General features: G+C 63.0%; 16 protein-coding genes. 6 read left to right on the top strand and 10 right to left on the bottom strand.

Features of this window, described 5'->3' with window-relative positions; genetic code table 11:
* Positions 1–153: 153 nt before the first annotated feature.
* The 4 genes from QZ511_RS00470 to epmB form a co-directional block, all read right to left on the bottom strand.
* Positions 154–2,145 (bottom strand): M1 family metallopeptidase, encoded by a 1,992-nt coding sequence (locus tag QZ511_RS00470; protein WP_295797342.1) that lies wholly within the window; start codon positions 2,143–2,145, stop codon positions 154–156.
* A 347-nt stretch (positions 2,146–2,492) separates the two neighbouring features.
* Positions 2,493–4,577 carry an EAL domain-containing protein gene (locus QZ511_RS00465; protein WP_295797339.1) on the bottom strand — a complete coding sequence of 695 codons (2,085 nt, stop codon included), beginning with the start codon at positions 4,575–4,577 and terminating at the stop codon, positions 2,493–2,495.
* Positions 4,578–4,769: 192 nt separating this feature from the next.
* Positions 4,770–6,629 (bottom strand): hypothetical protein, encoded by a 1,860-nt coding sequence (locus tag QZ511_RS00460; RefSeq protein WP_295797337.1) that lies wholly within the window; start codon positions 6,627–6,629, stop codon positions 4,770–4,772.
* A gap of 219 nt (positions 6,630–6,848) precedes the next feature.
* Positions 6,849–7,898: an EF-P beta-lysylation protein EpmB gene (epmB, locus tag QZ511_RS00455; protein WP_295797334.1), complete on the bottom strand. Its 1,050-nt coding sequence runs from the start codon at positions 7,896–7,898 to the stop codon at positions 6,849–6,851.
* A gap of 109 nt (positions 7,899–8,007) precedes the next feature.
* On the opposite strand from epmB, the gene efp reads away from it, so the two are divergent.
* Together efp and epmA are read left to right on the top strand one after the other, a co-directional pair.
* Positions 8,008–8,580 carry an elongation factor P gene (efp, locus tag QZ511_RS00450; RefSeq protein ID WP_295797332.1) on the top strand — a complete coding sequence of 191 codons (573 nt, stop codon included), beginning with the start codon at positions 8,008–8,010 and terminating at the stop codon, positions 8,578–8,580.
* 224 nt (positions 8,581–8,804) lie between these two features.
* Positions 8,805–9,767, top strand: a complete 963-nt coding sequence (gene epmA / locus QZ511_RS00445; protein WP_295797330.1) for an EF-P lysine aminoacylase EpmA — start codon at positions 8,805–8,807, stop codon at positions 9,765–9,767.
* Between the two features lie 28 nt (positions 9,768–9,795).
* Here epmA and QZ511_RS00440 read toward each other — a convergent pair whose 3' ends face one another.
* From QZ511_RS00440 to QZ511_RS00425, 4 genes are all read right to left on the bottom strand, one after another.
* Positions 9,796–10,680, bottom strand: a complete 885-nt coding sequence (locus QZ511_RS00440) for a GNAT family N-acetyltransferase (RefSeq protein ID WP_295797326.1) — start codon at positions 10,678–10,680, stop codon at positions 9,796–9,798.
* Between the two features lie 63 nt (positions 10,681–10,743).
* Complete coding sequence (cysE, locus tag QZ511_RS00435; protein WP_295797323.1) at positions 10,744–11,574, bottom strand: serine O-acetyltransferase; 831 nt, start codon at positions 11,572–11,574, stop codon at positions 10,744–10,746.
* A 20-nt stretch (positions 11,575–11,594) separates the two neighbouring features.
* Positions 11,595–12,623 carry a serine/threonine protein kinase gene (locus tag QZ511_RS00430; RefSeq protein WP_295797318.1) on the bottom strand — a complete coding sequence of 343 codons (1,029 nt, stop codon included), beginning with the start codon at positions 12,621–12,623 and terminating at the stop codon, positions 11,595–11,597.
* A gap of 82 nt (positions 12,624–12,705) precedes the next feature.
* Positions 12,706–12,891 carry a CopG family transcriptional regulator gene (locus QZ511_RS00425; RefSeq protein WP_295797316.1) on the bottom strand — a complete coding sequence of 62 codons (186 nt, stop codon included), beginning with the start codon at positions 12,889–12,891 and terminating at the stop codon, positions 12,706–12,708.
* Positions 12,892–13,005: 114 nt separating this feature from the next.
* Here QZ511_RS00425 and dauA point away from each other — a divergent pair, with 114 nt between their 5' ends.
* The 3 genes from dauA to QZ511_RS00410 all read left to right on the top strand — a co-directional run bounded on the left by dauA (position 13,006) and on the right by QZ511_RS00410 (position 15,839).
* Positions 13,006–14,826 (top strand): C4-dicarboxylic acid transporter DauA, encoded by a 1,821-nt coding sequence (dauA, locus tag QZ511_RS00420; RefSeq protein WP_295797313.1) that lies wholly within the window; start codon positions 13,006–13,008, stop codon positions 14,824–14,826.
* Positions 14,795–15,025, top strand: a complete 231-nt coding sequence (locus QZ511_RS00415; protein WP_295797310.1) for a hypothetical protein — start codon at positions 14,795–14,797, stop codon at positions 15,023–15,025. Before dauA ends, QZ511_RS00415 begins: the two co-directional genes overlap by 32 nt.
* Before the next feature lie 103 nt (positions 15,026–15,128).
* Positions 15,129–15,839 carry an SGNH/GDSL hydrolase family protein gene (locus QZ511_RS00410; RefSeq protein ID WP_295797307.1) on the top strand — a complete coding sequence of 237 codons (711 nt, stop codon included), beginning with the start codon at positions 15,129–15,131 and terminating at the stop codon, positions 15,837–15,839.
* A gap of 39 nt (positions 15,840–15,878) precedes the next feature.
* Here QZ511_RS00410 and QZ511_RS00405 read toward each other — a convergent pair whose 3' ends face one another.
* A complete protein-coding gene (locus QZ511_RS00405; protein WP_295797302.1) occupies positions 15,879–16,217 on the bottom strand; it encodes a DUF4242 domain-containing protein in 339 nt (112 codons plus the stop codon).
* Between the two features lie 209 nt (positions 16,218–16,426).
* On the opposite strand from QZ511_RS00405, the gene QZ511_RS00400 reads away from it, so the two are divergent.
* Positions 16,427–18,316 (top strand): tetratricopeptide repeat protein, encoded by a 1,890-nt coding sequence (locus QZ511_RS00400; RefSeq protein WP_295797299.1) that lies wholly within the window; start codon positions 16,427–16,429, stop codon positions 18,314–18,316.
* Between the two features lie 73 nt (positions 18,317–18,389).
* On the opposite strand, the gene QZ511_RS00395 is transcribed toward QZ511_RS00400, so the two are convergent.
* Positions 18,390–19,535 carry a beta-ketoacyl-ACP synthase III gene (locus tag QZ511_RS00395; RefSeq protein WP_295797295.1) on the bottom strand — a complete coding sequence of 382 codons (1,146 nt, stop codon included), beginning with the start codon at positions 19,533–19,535 and terminating at the stop codon, positions 18,390–18,392.
* Positions 19,536–19,696 lie beyond the last annotated feature (161 nt).

Below are 19,696 nucleotides of genomic sequence, written 5' to 3'. Positions count from 1 at the left end.
AGTGCAGCAACTTTCAGGCCAGAATAATGGGACGGACGTCAGCGGTGAAGATATTTGCATAAAAAATCCTCCCGTTGTGTGTACAGCGGGAGGATTTTCGGTGGACAGCCGGCTCTCCGGGATTGCCCGAGTGGAGAGCCCGTGTGGCGGTTGTCAGTCGCCGTAAATGATCTTGCTGTTCACCTTGACGGTCAGCGGGTGGTAACCCGGCTTGGCTTTTTCGAAAATCCGCTTGGCGGTTTCCTGCTGGCCGTTTTCCATCAGGTTGCGGTACAGCGGGCGCAGGAATTTATTACGGCCGATACTCACCAGGAAATCATCCAGGCGTGCATCTGCCGGGGCGTACTGGTTGCGCACTGCAATCATCAGCCAGCTGAAGGCGATTTCATTGTTTTTGGACTGGGTCAGGTTGAAAGCCTCGTCCAGTTCTTTCAGCTGGTCTTCGCTGAGTTTTTCCGGCATGCCATCGAGGAAGTACTTCCACTGGTGGAAGGTCCAGTCCGCGGTGTCGATTTCGCGCGCCTCAACCTTGCCGTCCAGCCACTGTTGGCGGACCGGGTCCAGCTTGGTGAAGGCATCGGACTGCGGGTGTGGTGCGCCATCGGGAATACCCGGCTGGTAAATCCACTGCTTGATGCGCTCTTCATCCAGTTTGTCCGGGTACTGCTTGAGCAGGGTTTTCTGCAGGTACGCGAGGAAGTCTTCGGTGGTGATGCTCTGGAACGCGAAGTTGTTGAAGTAGTCCATCAGGAACTTGTCGAAATTCTCGCGGCCCACTTTCTGCTCCAGTTCGTACAGGAACAGGGAGCCCTTTTCATACGGGATATTCGAGAACACTTCGTCCGGGTCGCGGCCGCGCAGGTCGATGGCCATGATCTCGTCTTTGTCCGGACGGTCTGCCAGGTCCGCCTGCAGGTCGTCGTAACCCAGGGCCATTTCCATTTTGTAGCGCTCGTCACCGTACACGAACTGCATGATGCGGTTGGTGAGGTAGGTGGTGAAACCTTCGTTCAGCCACAGGTCGCGCCAGCTGGCATTGGTGATCAGGTTGCCGGACCAGGAGTGGGCCAGCTCGTGGGCGATCAGCGCCACCAGGCTTTTGTCGCCGGCGATCACGGTGGGGGTGATGAAGGACAGGCGCGGGTTCTCCATGCCGCCGAAGGGGAAGCTCGGGGGCAGGATCAGCAGGTCGTAGCGGTCCCAGCGGTAGGGGCCGAAGTTTTCCTCGGTGACCTCGAGCATGTCTTCGGTGTCTTCGAATTCTTTTGCTGCGGCTTCCAGCAGTTCCGGCTCGGCGTAGACGCCGGTGCGCTCGCCCATGGGTTTGAAGTCGAGGTTGCCGATGCCGATGGCGATCAGGTAGGAGGGGATGGCCTGGGGCATTTCAAACTCGAACACGCCGTCCAGTTCCGCTTCCGGGTCGTTGTTGGCGCTCATCACTGCGCGCAGTTCTTGCGGGGTGCGAATGGTGGCTTTGTAGGTCATGCGCACCTGCGGGGTGTCCTGCAGGGGAATAAAGCTGCGCGCGTGGATGGCCTGGGCCTGGGTGAACAGGAAGGGGTGCTTTTTGCCGGCGGTCTGTTGCGGTTCCAGCCACTGTACGCCGGAGGCACCGGGAGAGGTCTGGTATTCGATGGCGACTCTGTTGGCGCCTTTGGGGAGGTTGATTTTGAGCGGTGTGCCGAGGTGCGGGTCTTTTTTGCCGAGGCTGAATTTTACCGGCTTCAGGTCCTGGCCGATGCCGGCGCGCACGGCGGTTACGTCGAGGTCGCGGGTGTCGAGTATGAGTGCGGGGTTTTTCTTGGCCAGTTTCTGGATGTCGAGAACGGCGGTGCCTTTGAGGACTTTGTTGCCGAAGTCGGCGGTGAGGTCGAGATCCAGGTGTTTTACCCGGTAGTCGTTGGTGTTGGCGAAAGAGTGGTAGTCGACGCCGGATTCGGGTTTGGCGCTGTCGGCTTTGGGGGATTCTGCTTCGGGTGCATCCGCTTGCTGGGTGGTGGCGCTCGCGGGGGTCTGTTCGGTGCTGTCTTTCTGTACCGGTTGTTCGGTTTTGCTACAGCCGGCGGTGAGGGCGGCGATGGAGCAGCTCAGCAGGGCGGCGCCGATCAGGCGGCTGAGGCTGGGATTAAACAATTGGGGCAGCATGTATTGGCTCCGTGATTGTTGTTGTGCTTGGAAAATACTTAATCGGGTAAATTCGTCGCGGGACAGAATACCCAATTGGAGGGGTGACTAGGAAACTTTGGGCTGAATTTATAAGTTTGGTGAAAGGGTAGCCTGTTTTTCAGGCAGTGCAGGCGACAGCGCTAGGAGAAAATTCGGCAGTAGTAGATAGCAGTGAGGCGGCATAGCTACCGGGTATCCCTTTGCGAGACACGGGCTAGGCGCCCCCCCTAAACCCATCCATGGGGGCTCTTCGAAAACATCCCTGTTTTCGAAGGTCTCGCAAAGGGATACCCGGCATCTATGCCTTCGCATCAAGTCTTGTGCAATCAATCCAGGCTGAAATCAAAGCTCATATGTTCCGCCGGCGGCTGCACGTAATAGCCCTGGATGTAGTCGGTGCCGGACTGCCACAGTGTCGGCAGCATGCTTGCCTGCTCGACGTGGGGGACGATGACGCTGGTGTTGATCTCTTTCAGCTGGCCGACGAGTTTGACCAGGGACTCGCCGTCGTCGCCCTCTTCCTGGATTTCGCGCACGAAGGAGGCGTCGATCTTGGCGATGTCGACCTTGACGTGTTCCAGCGCCTTGAACGGGCTGAGGCCGGTGCCGAAGTGACAGATGGCGACGCGGCAGCCCAGGTCCTGTACCAGCTTGGTGAAGTCGCGGGCGGCGTGCAGGTTGCTGTTGATGTCTTCGGCGCGCAGCTGGAAGGTGACGGCCTTGGGCGGCACTTTGGCGGCCTTGAAGGCGACGCCGAGCCAGGCCGGGAGGCTGGTGTCTTTCAGCGAGGCGGCGGTGAGGTGTATGAGGATGGAGACTTCCTGGCCTTTGCTGCGCTGGGCGGCTGCGGCCTTGATGGCGCTGAGGATTACCCAGCGGTCCATTTTGGTGGACAGGCCGGCGTCGCCGAGGGCTTCGAGGAAGGTGATGGGGGCGAGTTCTTCCTTGCCGTCGACGAGGCGTACCAGGACTTCGTAAATTTTTTCGCCGCTGCCCTGCAGGCTGAGAATCGGCTGGTACAGCAGTTTGAGGTTACCGGCTTCCAGGGCCTGGGTGACGCGGGCGCGGTGGTAGGTGTCGGCGTCGCCCTGCTGTTCGCTGTCGGGTTCGTAGAGGGCGAAGCTGTTGCCGTTGTTTTTGGCGATGGCCTGGTCGTGGGCTCTGGAGGCCTGTTCGAGCACTTTGTCGGCGTTGCCGGAGGTTTCGCTGAGCAGGGAGATGCCGATGGAGACGGTGATGTGCAGGGTTTTGCCGGCGGCGTCGAAGATGGTGTCGGCAATTTTCTGCAGCAGTTCCTTCGAGCGCATTTCGACGCTGTCGGGGGTGGTCTCGGGGATCAGCAGGCAGTAGCTCTCTTCACCGTAGCGGGCGAGGATGTCGCCGCGGCGCACGCTGCTCTGCAGCAGTTCGGCGAGTTTGCGGTGCAGGTCGTCGGCGCCGGCGACGCCCACTACCTGCTGTACGGCTTCTTCAAAGCGGTCGATTTCGATATGCATCAGGCCGCCGGTGCGCTGGGAGCCGGTGGTGGCCTGGATGGCGTTATCCAGCAGTTGCACGAAGCGCTGGCGGTTGTAGAGGCCGGTGGCGGCGTCGCGGAACCTGGCTTCGCTGAGTTTGGCTTCCAGCTCTTCGGTGTTGCCGCTGCTGGCGGCGATGCGGATCTGCAGGCAGCGCTCTTCGTCGTATACGGTGGACAGCACTTCGGCCTTGATCGGCAGCGGTGAACCGCTGGCGGTACTGGCGGTGAAGGTCCACTCCTGCGCTTCCACTTCGTTGTTGCTGATGGCGCACTGGCGCAGGAATTCCCGAGCGTCCGGTTGTTCGCCTTCGGTGATCATGTCGATCAACGGCTGGTACTCGACGTCGTCGCGATCCTTGTAGCCGAAGCGCTCGGCGAAGGAGTCGTTGGCGTAGACCAGCAGGCCGTCGGAGACGTAGGCGATGGCGTCCTTGGAGCTGTCGAGCAGTTCTTTGGTGCGGTTGAGGGTGGCGTGGTAGCGGCGGTCGTGCAGGCGGGCCTGGCGCCGTTCTTCCAGGGCGATCAGCTCGCGCTGGATCACCAGCAGCAGGTGCTGGTCTTCGTCCACGGTGACCACGTCGCGGGCTCCGGCCTTGAGGCCTTCCACTACCGGCTGGGCGCCTTCGCGTTCGGTGAGCAGTACCGCGGGCACGTCTTTCTGCAGTTTGCTGATGGTGCGGATGGCGGTGGCTGCATCCAGTTGCTGGTTCTGCTCGGCGGCAATCAGCAGGTCCCAGGTGTGTTCCTGCAGCAGTTTGGCCAGGGCCGCTTCGCTGGCCACATGCTGGGCGCGGTTGGGGCGCCCGGCATTGTGCAGCATGCTCACCAGTCGCTGGGCTTCGGCCGGGGTATCGTGAATCAGAAGGAGACGGATGGTGTTGTCGCTGCTCATTGTTTTCCTGTTGTACTGCTTTGCGGCGGTGTCTCGATCAAGTGCTGGTGAACCGCTTCCGTGCCGTACCTGTCTGTCATACCCAGGTTTCCAGAAGGCCGCAAGAACCAGCTAGTGTAGGCCCCGCGGGCGGGGCGAAACAAGTGCACAGTCGGCACTCCGGGTCGCGAACGAGGTGACCTGTACCGCCGCTCAGGAAAATTCGAAGATGGCGAAGCTGCCGGTGGTCATCGTCTGTTGGTGCAGGGTCACGGTGCGCACCTGGCCGGAGGCGATGATGTCCACGGTATCGCCGCACTGGAACAGCGGGATCGGCAGAACCAGTTCCGGGGCGCGGCCGCTGTCTCCGGTGAGCATGCCGGCCATGGGGTCGGTGCGGCCGCCATTGCTGGTGTGGCGCAACACCCGGATGGCACTGGAGTGGCCGCCGAGAAATTCCACCCCGGCGCGATACTGGTCGGGCAGGGCATAGTGCCAGCGCACGATGGCGACTTCCCAGCGGCCTTGCAGGGTCAGCGCAACCAGGTCGCCGCAGCGCAGCCGTCCCTGGGTATCCGCCGGCAGGCGCAAACCCGCGCCATTGCTGCTGGTATTGGTGAGGGTGGCGGGCACCGACTGGTAGCGGCTCTGCCGCTGGCGCTCGCGGGATTCCCGTTCGTGCCGGATCGACGGCGCGCTGGGCAGAGCGACCTCGTATTCGCTCAGGGCGCGACCGCTGTGGAAGTCCACCGCTCCCACTTCCATAACCAGGTGTTTGCCGTTGTGCTGGCCGGCGGAGGCGGTTTCCGAATCGAATGTGGCGCTGATTTCCGGTGCCGGTTCTTTGCTCTGGCGCATGTGATGGCAGATGGTGCTGATGCCGATGGCGAGGTCGCAGCGAGTATCCGCCGGGGTGCGCTGGAAGCCGCGACCCTGGTCGCCGTTCCACAGGCGGTGCACGTGGGCCAGCAGATCGGGGTTGCTGCCGGCGGGGTGCTGAAGTTTGTTCGCCAGTTGTTTTAGCGGCCCACTGAGGTCGAGCGCCCAGCCCCTGGGTGCCACGAAGTGCTGCATATCCACCGGGGTGTGCTGCAGTCGCGCAGCGGGAATTGGCGCCTGGTCGAGCCTGAGGCTCGCGAGCAGGGTGCGGCAGCCCGCGGGATGTCGGTCCAGCAGGCGGGCGCTGCGCGCCCAGCGGCCGCAAAGTAGCCAAAGTTCGGCCTGTTCCCCTGTGGATAACTGCAGGGGGTTGGTGCTGGCAAACAGTGCGGTGTGCAGGTAGGGCTGGGCTACCAGTTCCAGTCCAGCGCCGGGCAGTGGGGGGCGTCGGTTCAGCGGGTCGCTGACCCAGCGTTGCCCCAGTTTGTGCTCCCTTGCCAGCTGCATCAATAGTTGCAGGTGCACCCAGCTGTGTTGCGGCGTGGCGAGGTAAAACTGGCTGCTGATGCGAATCAGCCTGCGATAGCTGTCCATGGCGCGGTGCAGACCGCGCGCCAGGCGGCGGCGACTGAAAAAGGCGTCTACTGCGCGTGTCAGTTCAGCGCTGACGCTGGTATACGCCTGTGCCAGGTGCTGGCAGAGAATACTGGCAATCAGCACTGCGCGGCGTTGCTCCGCGGTCTGGGCGCTGCCACTACTTTGTTGCTGCAGTCCTGTCAGTTCCGCACACAGTGCCACCACTTCGGGGCGCACCGTTTCCAGGCACGCCAGACGCATCCGCGCCGGGGCGCGCCAGCGGGTGATTTCCGACAGCAGGCTGCGCAGGGTGGCGGCGTTGCGTTGGGCGCTGTCCCTCGATGGAGGGGATTGCTGGTTGCTCAATAGCCAGCTTTGCAGCTGCTGCGGGTTGAGGCAGCCACAGGAGAGCTGCGACAGGTTTTGCGGCCCGACGGCGAGTCTGTCTATCAGTGAGCGCGCAGCCGCGGGGGGCGCCACGGGGGAAGGTGCGGCATCGGTGCAGGCGGCTTCCTTTGGTGGTGCAACGGGTGGGGTGGCGCTTGACGAAGCATTTTTGGGCGAGGCGGTACTAGCTTCCTGCTCAGCTTCGGTTTCTAGTAATTCTGCATCCTGCATGATAACAACCGAATTTGACCTCCCCGCAGTATACGAGGCGTGCGAATTAACACAATCGTACCAGTTGAAAGCGGCGACAAAAGTGTTAACTCGGTTCGGACATATATGGCTCACATGTCACAGCTGCAGCGGAACCCTGGGCCAGCGCAACGCGATTGGCGTTGAAATGCAGCCGGAGTCGCTTAATCCGGGCGCTTGCCCGGGGACCGGCCCGGATACTTACAGTGGGGTCTTGGATTTTTCCGTAGGCACCTCGCGCACCAGTTTCGGCACCAGGTAGCCGGGCAGCCGGTTGCGGATGGCGGCGACCAGGGCGCGGGCGCGCTCGTCCGCCACTTCGAAGTGTGCGGCGCCCTGCACGCGATCCAGCTGGTGCAGGTAGTAGGGCAGCACGCCGGCGCTGAACAGGGTTTCGGAGAGATCGACGAGGGCGTCTTCACTGTCGTTGATGCCGCGCAGCAGGACGGACTGGTTCAGCAGGGTGACGCCGGCGGCGCGCAGCCTTGCCAGCGCCGCGCGCACCTCGCCGTCGATCTCGTTGGCGTGGTTGCAGTGCAGAACCAGCACGGGCTTGAGGCGGCTGCCGGTGAGCCAGGCGATCAGTTCCCCGGTAATGCGCGACGGCGCCACTATGGGCAGGCGCGTGTGTACCCGCAGTTTGTCGAGCTGCGGGATTGCCGTCAGTTCTGTGGCGAGCCAGGCCAGCTGGCGGTCACTCAGTACCAGTGGATCGCCGCCGCTCAGGATTACTTCGCGCAGGTCCGGCTGATCGCGGACGTAGTCCAGTGCCTGCTGCCACTGGCTGCGGCTCAGGTGGTTGTCGCCGTAGGGAAAGGCGCGGCGGAAGCAGTAGCGGCAGTTGACCGCGCACTGGCCGGCGGTAATCAGCAGCAGGCGTCCGCGGTATTTGTGCACTACCCCGGGCACCGGGTTGGCGCTGGCCTCTGCCAGCGGGTCGTCGCTGTAGCCGGGTGTGACTTCCAGTTCCGCTGCGCCGGGCAATACTTGTAAGAGCAGCGGGTCCTGCGGGTCGCCGGGGCGGATACGCCGGAGGTAGGGGCGCGGTACCCGCAACTGGAACAGTGCCCCTGCGGCTTGCAGTTGCGGCAGCTGCGAGGGCTCCAGTCCGAGCAGGTCCAGCAGCTCCCGCGGGTCGCTGACCAGGTCGGTCATTTCGTCCTGCCAGCGGCGCGCGGCAACCTGCTCCGGGGTGTCGGAGGCGATTTCCACGGTGTTGATTTCACGGGCGGGCTGGGGGTGCTGTATCATAGGCGGCTATTTTTGGCGCGGTCGGTGGCGGTACTGCTTTGGGCCCCGGTTGCGGGCCGCGCGAAGTTTAATCAATTTACAGGCTTAATGCTGAAATTTCGAGGAACCCATGGCTAGTTATTCCACTAACGAATTCAAAGGCGGTCTGAAGGTAATGCTGGACGGCGACCCCTGCTCCATTGTGGAGAACGAGTTCGTGAAGCCCGGTAAGGGGCAGGCGTTCAACCGGGTGAAGCTGCGCAATCTGAAGACCGGCCGGGTTTGGGAGCGCACTTTCCGTTCCGGTGAGAGCCTGGAGTCTGCGGATGTGATGGACCGGGATATGGAGTATCTCTACAACGATGGTGAGTTCTTCCATTTCATGGAGCCGGAGACTTTTGAGCAGCACCAGGCGGATGCGGCAGCTGTGGGCGATGCGGCGAAGTGGCTGAAGGAGCAGGATACCTGTGTGGTGACTCTGTACAACGGTGCGCCGCTGGCGGTGACGCCGCCGAACCATGTGATCCTGGAGATCACCGATACCGATCCGGGTGTGCGCGGCGATACCGCCCAGGGCGGCACCAAGCCGGCGACCCTGATTACCGGCGCGGTGGTTAAAGTGCCGTTGTTCCTGGAAATCGGCGAGACCATCAAGGTCGACACCCGTACCGGTGAATACCTGGGCCGCGCCAAGGAAGACTAATCTTTTCCCGCTGCCACTGCCTCCAACCTGATGGTGCGGTGGCGGCAAGTCACCGGGGGCGGGTTTTCAGGACCGCTGTGAATACATCCCTGTACGCTTCGTCGGCAACATCCCTGTTGCCGACGATCCTGAAAACCCGCCCCCGGCGCCTTGCCTTCAATTTTTATTCCTGCGCCTGTCGGCCACTACACTGAACCTTCATCCAATTCTTTTGGATTTTCCAAATGCCCGAACGGTCTTCTTGGCAGCCATCTGCCCCTCTCGACAACCTCCGCCACCGCGCCTACCTGTTGGCGCATATCCGCCGTTTCTTCAGCGAGCGCGAGGTGCTGGAGGTGGATGTGCCGGCGCTGTCCCGTCGCGCCACCAGTGATCCGCATATCGATTCCATCAGCGCCCGGTGCAGCGGCGAGACCGCCTACCTGGCAACCAGTCCGGAGTTCGGTCTGAAGCGGCTGCTGGCGGCGGGGTTCGGGGATTGTTATTACCTGGGCAAGGCGTTTCGCAATGGTGAGGCGGGCAGTCGCCACAACCCGGAGTTCACCATGCTGGAGTGGTATCGGCTGGGCTGGGATGACCACCGCCTGATGATCGAGGTGGGGGAGTTGCTGTCGCACCTGCTGAAGATTTCGCGGGTGTGTTCCTACAGTTACCGGGCGCTGTTTCTGCAGGAGCTGGGGCTGGATCCGCACCGGGCGAGCCTGCAGGAGCTGAAGGACTGCGGGGCGCGGGAGCTGGAGTTGTCGTTCGAGCCGGCGGACCGGGACGAGTGTCTGGATCTGCTGATGAGCCACCACGTCGAGCCGCGCCTGGGCGAGCGCGATGCGATCACGCTGGTTTACGATTTTCCCGCCAGCCAGGCGGCACTGGCGCGGGTGGAGGAGGATGAGCAGGGGGTGCCGGTGGCGCGGCGCTTTGAGGCGTATGCGGGGGGCATGGAGCTGGCGAATGGTTACTGGGAGCTGATCGATGCGCCGGAACAGCTGCGGCGCTTTGAGGCGGATCACCAGTACCGAGAGGACAACGGCAAGTCGGTATACCCGTTTGAGGAGCGGCTGGTGCAGGCGCTGGAGCACGGGATGCCGTCCTGCGCGGGGGTGGCGATGGGGATCGACCGGGTGGTGATGCTGGCCTGCGGGGCTGAGCGGATCGATGAGGTCATTGCTTTCCCGATAGATCGCGCGTGAATCCTGTCAGCGGTGCGCGGGGGCCTGCTCAGGCGCTCTTGCGATCGTCATCGAGCCCCTTGCCGGCGGGGTCTTCCGGCGCTTCGTCGTCGCGCTGTTGCCGCTTGAGTACGCCGCTTCTTTCGGGTTTGAAGTCGTAGCATCCCACTTCGCCGACGGCGTAGAAGCCGGCGTTCAGCCACAGGTCCTGCTGCTCTTCCCCCACCAGTGCCACGGCGTGCTTGTGGTGGCTGTGCAGGACTTCGCCCAGGAGGTGCTGCAGCATGGCGGTGCCGATACCGCGGCCGCGGTATTCCGGTAGTGTGCCCAGGTCGTAAAAGCCGAGGGCGTCGGCGGAGGAGAACAGGCTGCCGGTAGCGGCGGGCTTGCCCTGGAACAGGCCGAGATAGAATTTGTGGCGGCTGTGTTTGTGTTCCGGCAGCTGGGAAAGCTGCTGGTAGTACTTCTTGATCTGTCCGCTTTCCCGCGCATCTTCCTGCATTTTCGCAATCAGCTCGCCGTAGGCCTGCAGGTCTTCCGCGTTGGCTACGGCGCGGATTTCCAGTCCCTCCAGCGGTTTGTTGTCCGCCACCAGCTGTTTTACTTCCGCCGCCATCGCGATCATCGGGTCTTTACTGATGACTCCCAGTTCCGCCAGCGCGTCGTCGTCCAGAGGGCGGCTGGCACAGTGCCAGAGGGAGAAGGGGCTGTGGCGTTCGGCGAAATAGTCCACTACGAACCGCTGCAGTATGCGCGGCTGGGCGACGGCGTTGCTGACTACCTGGTTGAAGCGGGCGGACAGCAGGCCGCTGTCGGTGCGCAGCAGGCCGGTAATTTCCTTGCTCTGTTTGGGATTGAGCAGGTCTGCGTTGTAGCCGGCCCGGTTCTCCAGGTTGCGGCATACAAGGTTTTTCGCGCTGAGACTGTATTTCATGGATAAAGAATAGCTCCGCCGGGAAAAGGTCGTAGCAGCGCAATTGCGCTGCTGGCAGCAATTTCAGCGCAACTGGTCCACCTGCGACAGGGCGCACTGGTTCATGGACAGCGCGGGCTGGTCGCAGCTGGCTTCGCCGATCACTTTCGCGGGTACGCCGGCCACCAGGGCTTTTTCCGGAACCGGCTTCAGCACCACGCTGCCAGAGGCAATCTGCGAGCAGCGGCCGATCTCGATATTGCCGAGGATCTTGCTGCCGGCGCCAATCAGTACCCCGCAGCGGACCTTGGGATGGCGGTCGCCGGACTCCTTGCCGGTGCCGCCGAGGGTGACCGACTGCATCAGCGAAACATTGTCTTCCACTACCGCGGTCTCGCCGATGACGATACCGGTGGCGTGGTCCAGCAGAATGCCCTGCCCCAGTTGCGCGGCGGGGTGGATATCCACACCGAACACCACCGAGATGCGGTGCTGCAGGAACAGCGCCAGCGAGCGGCGCTGTTGTTGCCACAACCAGTGTGCCACCCGCCAGGCCTGCAGTGCGTGAAAGCCCTTGAAGTACAGGAAGGGCTCGTAGAGGGAATGGCAGGCGCTGTCGCGCTGCTCCACCGCAGACAGGTCTGCGCGGGCGGCGGCGCCGATGGAGGCATCAGCCTCCAGTGCCTCGTCGATCACCTCGCGGATCAGCAGTGCCTGCGCCACCGGGCTGTCGAGCTTGTTGGCCAGGTGGAAGCTGAGGGCGGACTCCAGGGTGGGGTGGTTGAGGATGGTGGCGTGCAGAAAACTCGCGAGAATGGGCTCCCGCTCCACCTGCACGGCCACATCGGCGCGGATGCCGCTCCACATGGCGTCTTCTGCAGTCGGGTTTTTCCCCTTGCTGGTGACACTTTCCATTTTGTACTCCTTCCTTTTGTCTAAACCGCGCCCAGGGTGAGGGGCGGTTCCTGCAGCGCCGAGAGCTGCTCGCGCAGGGCGAGGATGTGTTCGGCCCAGAAGCGCGGGGTATTAAACCACGGAAATGCCAGTGGGAACGCCGGGTCCTGCCAGCGCCGCGCCAGCCAGGCGGCGTGATGCATCTGCCGCAGGCAGCGCAGGGGTTCCACCAGTTGCAGTTGCTGGGGGTCGAAAGGGTAGAAGGTCTCGTAGCCCTCGACCACGGTGTCGAGATAGGCCGTCTGTTCCGCGCGATTGCCGGAGATCAGCATCCAGATATCCTGGATTGCGGGGCCCTGGATGCAGTCGTCCAGGTCCACAAACCACGGGGTGTCGTCGCGCCACAGGAAGTTGCCGCTGTGGCAGTCGCCGTGCAGGCGCAGGGTCTGCCACTCGCGCTCGAAATACGGCGCGATCATTTCAATCAGGTGCGCACTGACGGTGGCGTAGGCCTCGACGTTTTCCCGCGGCAGAAAGTCGCCGGCGAGAATAAAGTCGCGGCTATCGACCGCGAACCGCTGCAGCGACAGGCTGGGGCGGTGGGTGAACGGTCTGGCCGCGCCGATGGCGTGGATGCGCCCGAGCATGGTACCTACCTGCTCCAGGTGTTCGAAGTTGTCCAGCTCCAGCTGGTGACCGCCGCGGCGGGGGAACAGCGCGAAGCGGAAACCGTGGGCCTCCAGCAAGGTGCGGCCGTCGAATTCCAGCGGTGCGACCACCGGGATTTCCGCCGCCGCCAGCTCCAGCGCGAACTGGTGCTCCTCGATGATCTGCGCGTCGCTCCAGCGCCCCGGACGGTAGAACTTTGCGATCAGCGGCTGCGCCTCGTCGATACCCACCTGGTAGACGCGGTTCTCGTAACTGTTGAGCGGGAAGATACGCGCGTCGGACAGCAGGCCCACACTCTCCACGCAGTCGATCACCCGGTCGGGGGTGAGAGCATCGTAGGGGTGCGCAGAGGTGCTTGCCGGCGGCTGCAGATGTGAATGGTCATTCACGGAATCGGTCATGTGGGCGCTCCGTTGGCGTGGGGCGCTATGCTAACGCGGTTGCGGTTTGCGAGCCAAACCGCAGCGCGCCACGCCCTTCCGTCTAGCGCTCGTCGCCGCCGAATACCTGTTCTTTCCAGTCTTCGCCGAGTCGCGCCTCGATGTATTCGCGAATGAATTGCCGCACCTTCTGCGACGGGGTCACGTCTTCCTCGGCACACAGTTTTTCAAACAGGGCTTTCTTTTTCGGGTCGATTAGTAGCGTCAGACGCGCGGTGCGGTTTTCCATGGGATGTCCATCCGGTCAGTCGTATGTTAATCAGATTAACATTGAAGATGTGTTTGATGTGAGGATAATTTGTGTTCACCTTTTTCTCAAATGGCGGCCCGGGGGCGCAAGCACATGGCACATCGCAGACACCTCTTTTCGCTGCGCCTGGGGCACGCCCTGCGCGAGGTGCTGGCGGAATCCCGCTACGGGCGCAGCGGGCTCGTCCGGGATCTGGTGGCCGGCGTCACCGTGGGCATCATCGCCATTCCCCTGGCCATGGCGCTGGCCATCGCCATCGGCGTGGCGCCGCAGTACGGCCTGTACAGCGCATTTATTGCCGGCTTCCTGATCCCGTTTACCGGCGGGTCGCGCTACAGCGTGTCGGGGCCTACCGCGGCGTTTATCGTGATCCTGGTGCCGGTGGTGCAGCAGTACGGGCTGGCGGGCCTGCTGATCGCCAGTATTCTCGCCGGCGCCATGCAGATGCTGATGGCGCTGATGCGCCTGGGGCGTTATATCCAGTACATCCCCGAATCCGTCACCCTGGGGTTCACCGCCGGCATCGCGGTGGTCATTGCGGTGCTGCAGGTGAAGGACTTTATGGGACTGGAGATTGCCGCCATGCCCCACAGTTTTGCCGGCAAGGTAGCGGTGCTGGCGCAGGCGCTGCCAACATTCGCCCTGCCCAGCCTGTGTGTGGGGCTGGCGACACTCGCGGTAATGCTGGCCTGGCCGCGCCTGAAAACCCCGCTGCCTCCCCACCTGCCGGCGGTACTGGTGGGCACTCTACTGGCGGTAGCGCTCAACAGCCGCGGCCTGGACGTGGCGACCATCAGCTCTACCTTCCACTACAGCCTGAACGGCACCGAGAGCGCCGGTATCCCGCCCCTGCTGCCGGATTTTCAGTGGCCCTGGCTGCGCACCCAGCCCGGTGAGGTGGCGTTAACGTTCAGCTGGCCGCTGGTGCAGGACATGCTGTCCGCGGCCTTTGCCATTGCCATGCTGGGGGCAATCGAGTCGCTGCTGTGCGCGGTGGTACTCGATGGCATGACCGGCACCAAGCACAGTGCCAATAGTGAGCTGATGGGACAGGGGATCGGCAATGTGGTGGCGCCGTTTTTCGGCGGCATCACCGCCACCGCCGCCATCGCCCGCTCCGCGGCCAATGTCAAAGCCGGGGCGCAGTCGCCGCTGGCGGCGATGGTGCACGCGCTGGTGGTCCTGGTTGCGCTGGTTTCCCTGTCCGGGCTCCTGAGCTACCTGCCGATGGCCAGCATGGCGGCACTGCTGGTAGTGGTGGCGTGGAATATGAGCGAGGCGCCGAAGGCGCTGCGGCTGCTGCGCAACGCGCCGCTCAGTGATGTGTTGGTATTTGCGGTGTGCTTTGCGCTCACGGTGGCGGTGGACATGGTGATCGCGATTACCGCCGGGGTGGTGCTGGCTTCACTGCTGTTCATGAAAAATATCGCCGAAATGACCCGGGTCAAGGAGGTGAGCGACAACCGCAAGCTGGTGGATGTGGAGATCCCCGCGGGCTGGCAGGTATTCAAAATCAATGGCCCGCTGTTCTTCGCTGCCGCCGAGCTGGTGTTCTCCGAGCTTTCCCTGCGTTGCCGGGAGCAACGGGGTGTGGTGCTCTACCTGGACTCGGTGCCGATACTGGATGCGGGCGGACTGTCGGCGATGAACCGGTTTTTAGCCGAGTGTGCGGAACGCAACACCGATGTGTACCTGGCCGATTTCCAGTTCCAGCCACTGAAAACCCTGGCCAAGGCAGGTTTCAATCCGGAAGCGCGTGGTTGCCAGGTATTCCCGACCCTGTCCGCCGCACTTGCGCAGCTCGTGGAGAGTACACGGGAGACAGCACAGGTATCACGGAAGACGCATAAGGCAGACGAAGAACGAAGTAGAGGTGCCTCTCATGAAGATTTGCCAGGCTGCACAGCAGTTTAAGGCTGGCACCCTGGATGAAATCCAGGTGCGCAAGAACCCCGGTGATATCAACCAGTGGTTCGTGATGATTCGCAAGCAGAACGGCGACCTGCTGATGCTGGCGGACGAGCGGGATGAGCCCATCGTGGATGACGATCTGACGCGGCTGATGAGCGTGCTGAAAAGTATCGGCTGCCGGGAAGCGCGGGTCTTTCTATAGCAAGGGAAATAGCAAGGGTTTCAGGTGCGGCCACTATTTAGTACTTGGTAGTCCGGCCCCGTGACTCTAAGATGCCGCGTTTTGACCGGTAATCTTTCTTGCGATGACTCTTGCGAAGACGATGGAAAAGCGCTGTATCGCCTACGGTGATTGCAACACCGAAGGACTGAAAGGCAGCACCATTCCCCTCTGGCCCGAACTGGTGGCGGCGCAACTGGAGATGGCGCTCACCAACTGCGGCCACACCATGAGCACCACCCGGGAGATGTCGGAATACGCGCGCTCACATCCCGCGGCAGGCACCGCACTGGGCATGATCCAGTACGGCCTGGTGGACTCCTGGCTGACCTTTCGCGGCGCGCCATACGTGCTGTATTACCCGGACCGTCCACTGCGCAAAGTGGCGCGGCGGGTGGTAAAGAAACTCAAGAAAATGGCGCGCACCCTCAAGCTGCAACAGCGCATTGGTGCGGTGGAGCAGGTGCCGGTGGAAGAATATATCCAGCGGATCCGCGCAGTGGTGCGCTCGGCACCGGATACCCTTTTCGCCCTGGTGGCAACCGCGCCCAACCTGGATGAACCGCGCAATCCCCGCATCCAGCGCTACAACTCCGCACTGGCTGCCCTGGCCGCGGATGAGCCCAATGCCTTCTATGTGGATACCTATGACAGCCTGTGGGGCAGCCGCGCCGAGTCACTGATGGAAGACGGTACCCACCTGACGGCGGCCGGGCACCGGCTCGTGGCCGACGCGGTGGTGCGGGAATACCTGGCAGTCACCGCCGGTATCGATAAAGAGGCGGCCCCGGAATAACCGGGCGCCGGTCGCCTCCAGCCGCCGGATTGGCGCGCTTCACTCCTCCGCGGTCTGCGGGCCGATAATCCCGCTGACCTCGACAATCTTGTCCGCCGGGAAACCGCCCAGCTTGGCGTGCTTGGCAATGATTTCCTTGTTCGGCGCGCTGTACACACAGTAGAACTTGTCTTCCGCGACATAACTCTGTTGCCACTGGATTTCCGGACCCAGTGATTCGAGGATCGCGCGGGATTTCTGGGAAATGGATTTCAGCTCCTCGGCGGTGAGTGTCTGGGCGCCCGGGATGGTGCGCTCGATGATGTACTGGTGGTTGCCGGCCGCGAAAGCGGACACGCAGGACAGCAGCAGGGCGAAAGCGGTCAATGAACGTAACATGGTGAGATTCTCCACTGGATGGTTGGGTTGAGCGGCCACCGGCAGCTGCCGGCGACTCGCTACCATCCAAGCAGTACCGCGGTTTTCCCACAATGAACCGGTACTGACCTTTACCTGAACCCGGTAATACCGTTAAATCAAAGGCTTAGCGGTACACATGAACTGCGCATCCGGTGCGCAGGGTCCCGACAACCGTATCCGGGTGGCGTATGACGACACTGCGTTTCGGAGAATTCGAACTCGACCGCGAACAGCCCTGCCTGCGGCGAAGGGGGAAACCCGTGAGCCTGCAGGATTTGCCCCTGCGCCTGCTCACCCTACTGGTTTCCCACCCAGGTGAAATCCTGACCCGGGAGGTCCTGTTCCAGCACTTCTGGCCCGATGACGCCACCGGCATCCTCGACGACAACCTCAACACCCTGGTGCGCAAACTGCGCCAGGCCCTCAACGACTCGGCGCGCAGCTCGCGCTTTATCGAAACCGTGCCCAAGAAGGGCTATCGCTTTATCGCCCCGGTACGCCCGGTAGCGATGAATGGCGATGGGGTGAGTGGCGATGGGGTGCATGAGGAGGCAATCCAACTTCCAGTGCCAGCGCCGGCGCCGCGCGTCGGTTACCTGCGCCACCCCGGCATTGTGCTGGCCTGTATCGCGCTGCTGGGACTGTTCGCCGCCGCCGGTTTTCACTGGCTGTCCGCCCCGGGTACGGCATCGCAGCCGGCAGACAGGAAATTCGGCTCGGTGGCGGTGCTGCCGTTCGTGAATGCCAGCGAAAACCACCAGCGCGACTATTTCAGCGACGGGCTGGCGGATGACCTGCTCAACCGCCTGTCCGGTTTCCGCGACCTGCGGGTGGTCTCGCGCACCTCGTCATTTGCCATGGGGGAAAGCGGGCTGGATGCCCGCCGCATCGGCGAGCAGCTGGAATCCGATGCGCTGGTGGAAGGCAGCGTGCGGCGGGACGGCGAGCAGCTGCGTATCAATGTGCGCCTGATCGACACCCGCAGCGGTTTCCAGTTGTGGTCCCAGAGCTACCAGCGCGAGCTGGGAGATATCTTCGCGCTGCAGCAGGAGATCGCGCTGGAGATCGCCGGCGCGCTGGCGGGGGAACTGCACGAGGATCACCGCGCGGCGCGCGCGAACCGCATCCCGCCCGCGGCCTATGACGACTACCTGAAAGGCCGCTTTTACTGGCACAAGCGCTCTGCCGGCGACCTCAAAAAGGCCGCGGGCTATTTCGAGGCGGCCATCGCGCGGGCACCGGACTACGCCCCGGCCTGGGCCGGGCTGGCGGATGCGTTCGCGGTCCAGGGTTTCTACGACTACATGCCGCCGGCGGAAGCCTTTAGCCGCGCCAAGGGCGCTGCCCGCCGCGCCCTGCAGCTGGACCCCAGGAGCGCCTCCGCCGAGGCCAACCTGGGCTATGTGGCGCTGTATCACGAGTGGGACTTTGTCGAAGCGGAGGCGCGCTTTCGCCAGTCCATAGCGATCAACCCGGCCTACTCGAAGGCGCACCAGTGGTACGCCAACCTGCTGGTGGCCGCGGGGCGCTTTGACGAGGCGGAGCGGGAAATGCGCCGCGCCACCGAGCTGGACCCGCTGTCGCTGATTGCCAACGCGGCACTGGGCTGGGTGCTGTACCACGCCGGCTCGTACCAGGCGGCATTGGACCAGCTGGCGGTGGCGCAGGAACTGGACCCGGACTTCGAGCTGATATACCTGTGGCAGGGCTGGATCCTGGAGAAGCAGGGAGACCTGGCGGGGGCCATAGCCGCACTGCGGGAATGTGTGGCGCGCTCCGGCGGCAGCGGTATCAGCGTGGCCTCACTGGCGCGGGTACTGGCGCTGAGCGGACAGCGGGAGGAGGCCCGCGCGCTGCTGGAGACGCTGGTTGTGGATTCCGGCTACCAGCCGTCCTACGAGATTGCCAAGGCCTACCTGGGGCTGGGAGATGCCGAAGAAGGAGAGCGCTGGCTGCGCAGCGCCCTGGCGCAGCGCTCCCACTCCATGGTGTTCCTCAACGTCGACCCGCAACTGGCGGCGTACCGGGATACCCCGCAGCACGCGGCGCTCACCGCGCAGGTGTTTGTGGATAACTGAGGAATCCCGCCGACGCAAGCAAGGGAGCGGCGGCCCCGGCAAGCGGGGCCACCAGGGTCGGGTGCCGGCGGAATCAGATGGCGATTTTTTCCAGCGCCAGGCTGCCGATGGAGTAACCGGCACCAAAGGAACAGATGACGCCCTTGCTGCCCACCGGCAGGTCGTCGCTGTGCAGGTTGAAGGCAATCAGCGAGCCGGCACAGCCGGTATTCGCGTAGCGGTCCAGCACGATCGGCGCGCGCTCCTCGGTGGCATCGTCACCCATCAGTTTTTTCGCGATCAGGTTGTTCATGTTGATATTCGCCTGGTGCAGCCACCAGCGGCTGATCGCATTGGGCTCCATGCCCAGTTCCTGTACCTGGTTTTCCAGGTGTGCCGCTGCCATCGGGCAGACTTCCTTGAACACCTTGCGCCCGTTCTGGTGGAACAGCTTGCCGGGGCCGAAGGGGTCCACGTCTGCGGCGCGGGAGGTGTAGCTGAAATTGGAGCGGATATTGTTGGAGAACACCGTCTTCGCCTTGGTGCCGAGGATCTCCCAGGCGGTGTCCGCGGTGCTGCACTCGCGGCGCTCCACCACGCTCGCCACCGCCACATCACCGAAAATAAAATGGCTGTCGCGATCGGTGTAGTCCACCTGCGGTGACGCCAGTTCCGGGTTGATCACCAGCACCGCGCGCGCGGAACCGGAGCTGACCGCGTCCACCGCCCGCTGCAGGGAAAAGGTGGCGGATGAGCAGGCCACTTCCATATCAAACGCAAAGCCGTCGATGCCCAGAGCGCCCTGGATCTCGATGGCGATCGCCGGGTAGGCCCGCTGCAGGTAGGAGGCGCCGACGATCACCGCGTCGATGTCTTCGGGCTTCTTGTTGGCCTTCTGCAGCGCCAGCTTGGCCGCGTTGAGACCCATCTCCGCCTGCAGGCAGAGCTCGTCGTCGCCGCGCTCCGGCAGGTAGGGGCGCATGCGCTCGGGATCGAGGATGCCCTCCTTGCTGATCACATAGCGGCTCTTGATCCCAGAGGCCTTCTCGATGAACTCCGCGGAGGAGTATGGCTTGGCGGTCACCTCACCGGATTCGATGGCAGCGGCGTTGTCGCGGTTGAACTTGTCCGCGTGGGCGTTCAGGGCCGCAACCAGTTCTTCATTGCTGATGGCATCCGGTGGCGTCCACAGGCCGGTACCACTGATTACGATGCCCCGGGGCAAGCTGTATTCACTCATCATTTTTCATCCTGTGTATCGCGTCAGGTCCCGAGGTGTCTGATCGGGCGACCTCTACTGTAACGTCGGCGGGCCGGTTTTTTTGTGATCACTTGGCCGCAAAAGGGCGGCTATTGTGACGCTATGGGCCTTTTCGGTCTAGAAACAGGTACCGCTGTACT

Origin of the sequence: uncultured Microbulbifer sp. (genome assembly GCF_913055755.1) — a bacterium.
GTDB lineage: Bacteria > Pseudomonadota > Gammaproteobacteria > Pseudomonadales > Cellvibrionaceae > Microbulbifer.
This window is presented reverse-complemented; position numbering and strand designations above follow the sequence as displayed.

Coding starts and splice junctions, on each gene's coding strand:
- QZ511_RS00470 (WP_295797342.1), bottom strand. CDS start 2,145: ATGCTGCCCCAATTGTTTAATCCCAGCCTCAGCCGCCTGATCGGCGCC.
- dauA (WP_295797313.1), top strand. CDS start 13,006: ATGGCACATCGCAGACACCTCTTTTCGCTGCGCCTGGGGCACGCCCTG.
- epmA (WP_295797330.1), top strand. CDS start 8,805: ATGCCCGAACGGTCTTCTTGGCAGCCATCTGCCCCTCTCGACAACCTC.
- QZ511_RS00415 (WP_295797310.1), top strand. CDS start 14,795: ATGAAGATTTGCCAGGCTGCACAGCAGTTTAAGGCTGGCACCCTGGAT.
- QZ511_RS00405 (WP_295797302.1), bottom strand. CDS start 16,217: ATGTTACGTTCATTGACCGCTTTCGCCCTGCTGCTGTCCTGCGTGTCC.
- efp (WP_295797332.1), top strand. CDS start 8,008: ATGGCTAGTTATTCCACTAACGAATTCAAAGGCGGTCTGAAGGTAATG.
- QZ511_RS00430 (WP_295797318.1), bottom strand. CDS start 12,623: ATGACCGATTCCGTGAATGACCATTCACATCTGCAGCCGCCGGCAAGC.
- QZ511_RS00460 (WP_295797337.1), bottom strand. CDS start 6,629: ATGCAGGATGCAGAATTACTAGAAACCGAAGCTGAGCAGGAAGCTAGT.
- cysE (WP_295797323.1), bottom strand. CDS start 11,574: ATGGAAAGTGTCACCAGCAAGGGGAAAAACCCGACTGCAGAAGACGCC.
- QZ511_RS00395 (WP_295797295.1), bottom strand. CDS start 19,535: ATGAGTGAATACAGCTTGCCCCGGGGCATCGTAATCAGTGGTACCGGC.
- QZ511_RS00425 (WP_295797316.1), bottom strand. CDS start 12,891: ATGGAAAACCGCACCGCGCGTCTGACGCTACTAATCGACCCGAAAAAG.
- epmB (WP_295797334.1), bottom strand. CDS start 7,898: ATGATACAGCACCCCCAGCCCGCCCGTGAAATCAACACCGTGGAAATC.
- QZ511_RS00400 (WP_295797299.1), top strand. CDS start 16,427: ATGACGACACTGCGTTTCGGAGAATTCGAACTCGACCGCGAACAGCCC.
- QZ511_RS00410 (WP_295797307.1), top strand. CDS start 15,129: ATGACTCTTGCGAAGACGATGGAAAAGCGCTGTATCGCCTACGGTGAT.
- QZ511_RS00465 (WP_295797339.1), bottom strand. CDS start 4,577: ATGAGCAGCGACAACACCATCCGTCTCCTTCTGATTCACGATACCCCG.
- QZ511_RS00440 (WP_295797326.1), bottom strand. CDS start 10,680: ATGAAATACAGTCTCAGCGCGAAAAACCTTGTATGCCGCAACCTGGAG.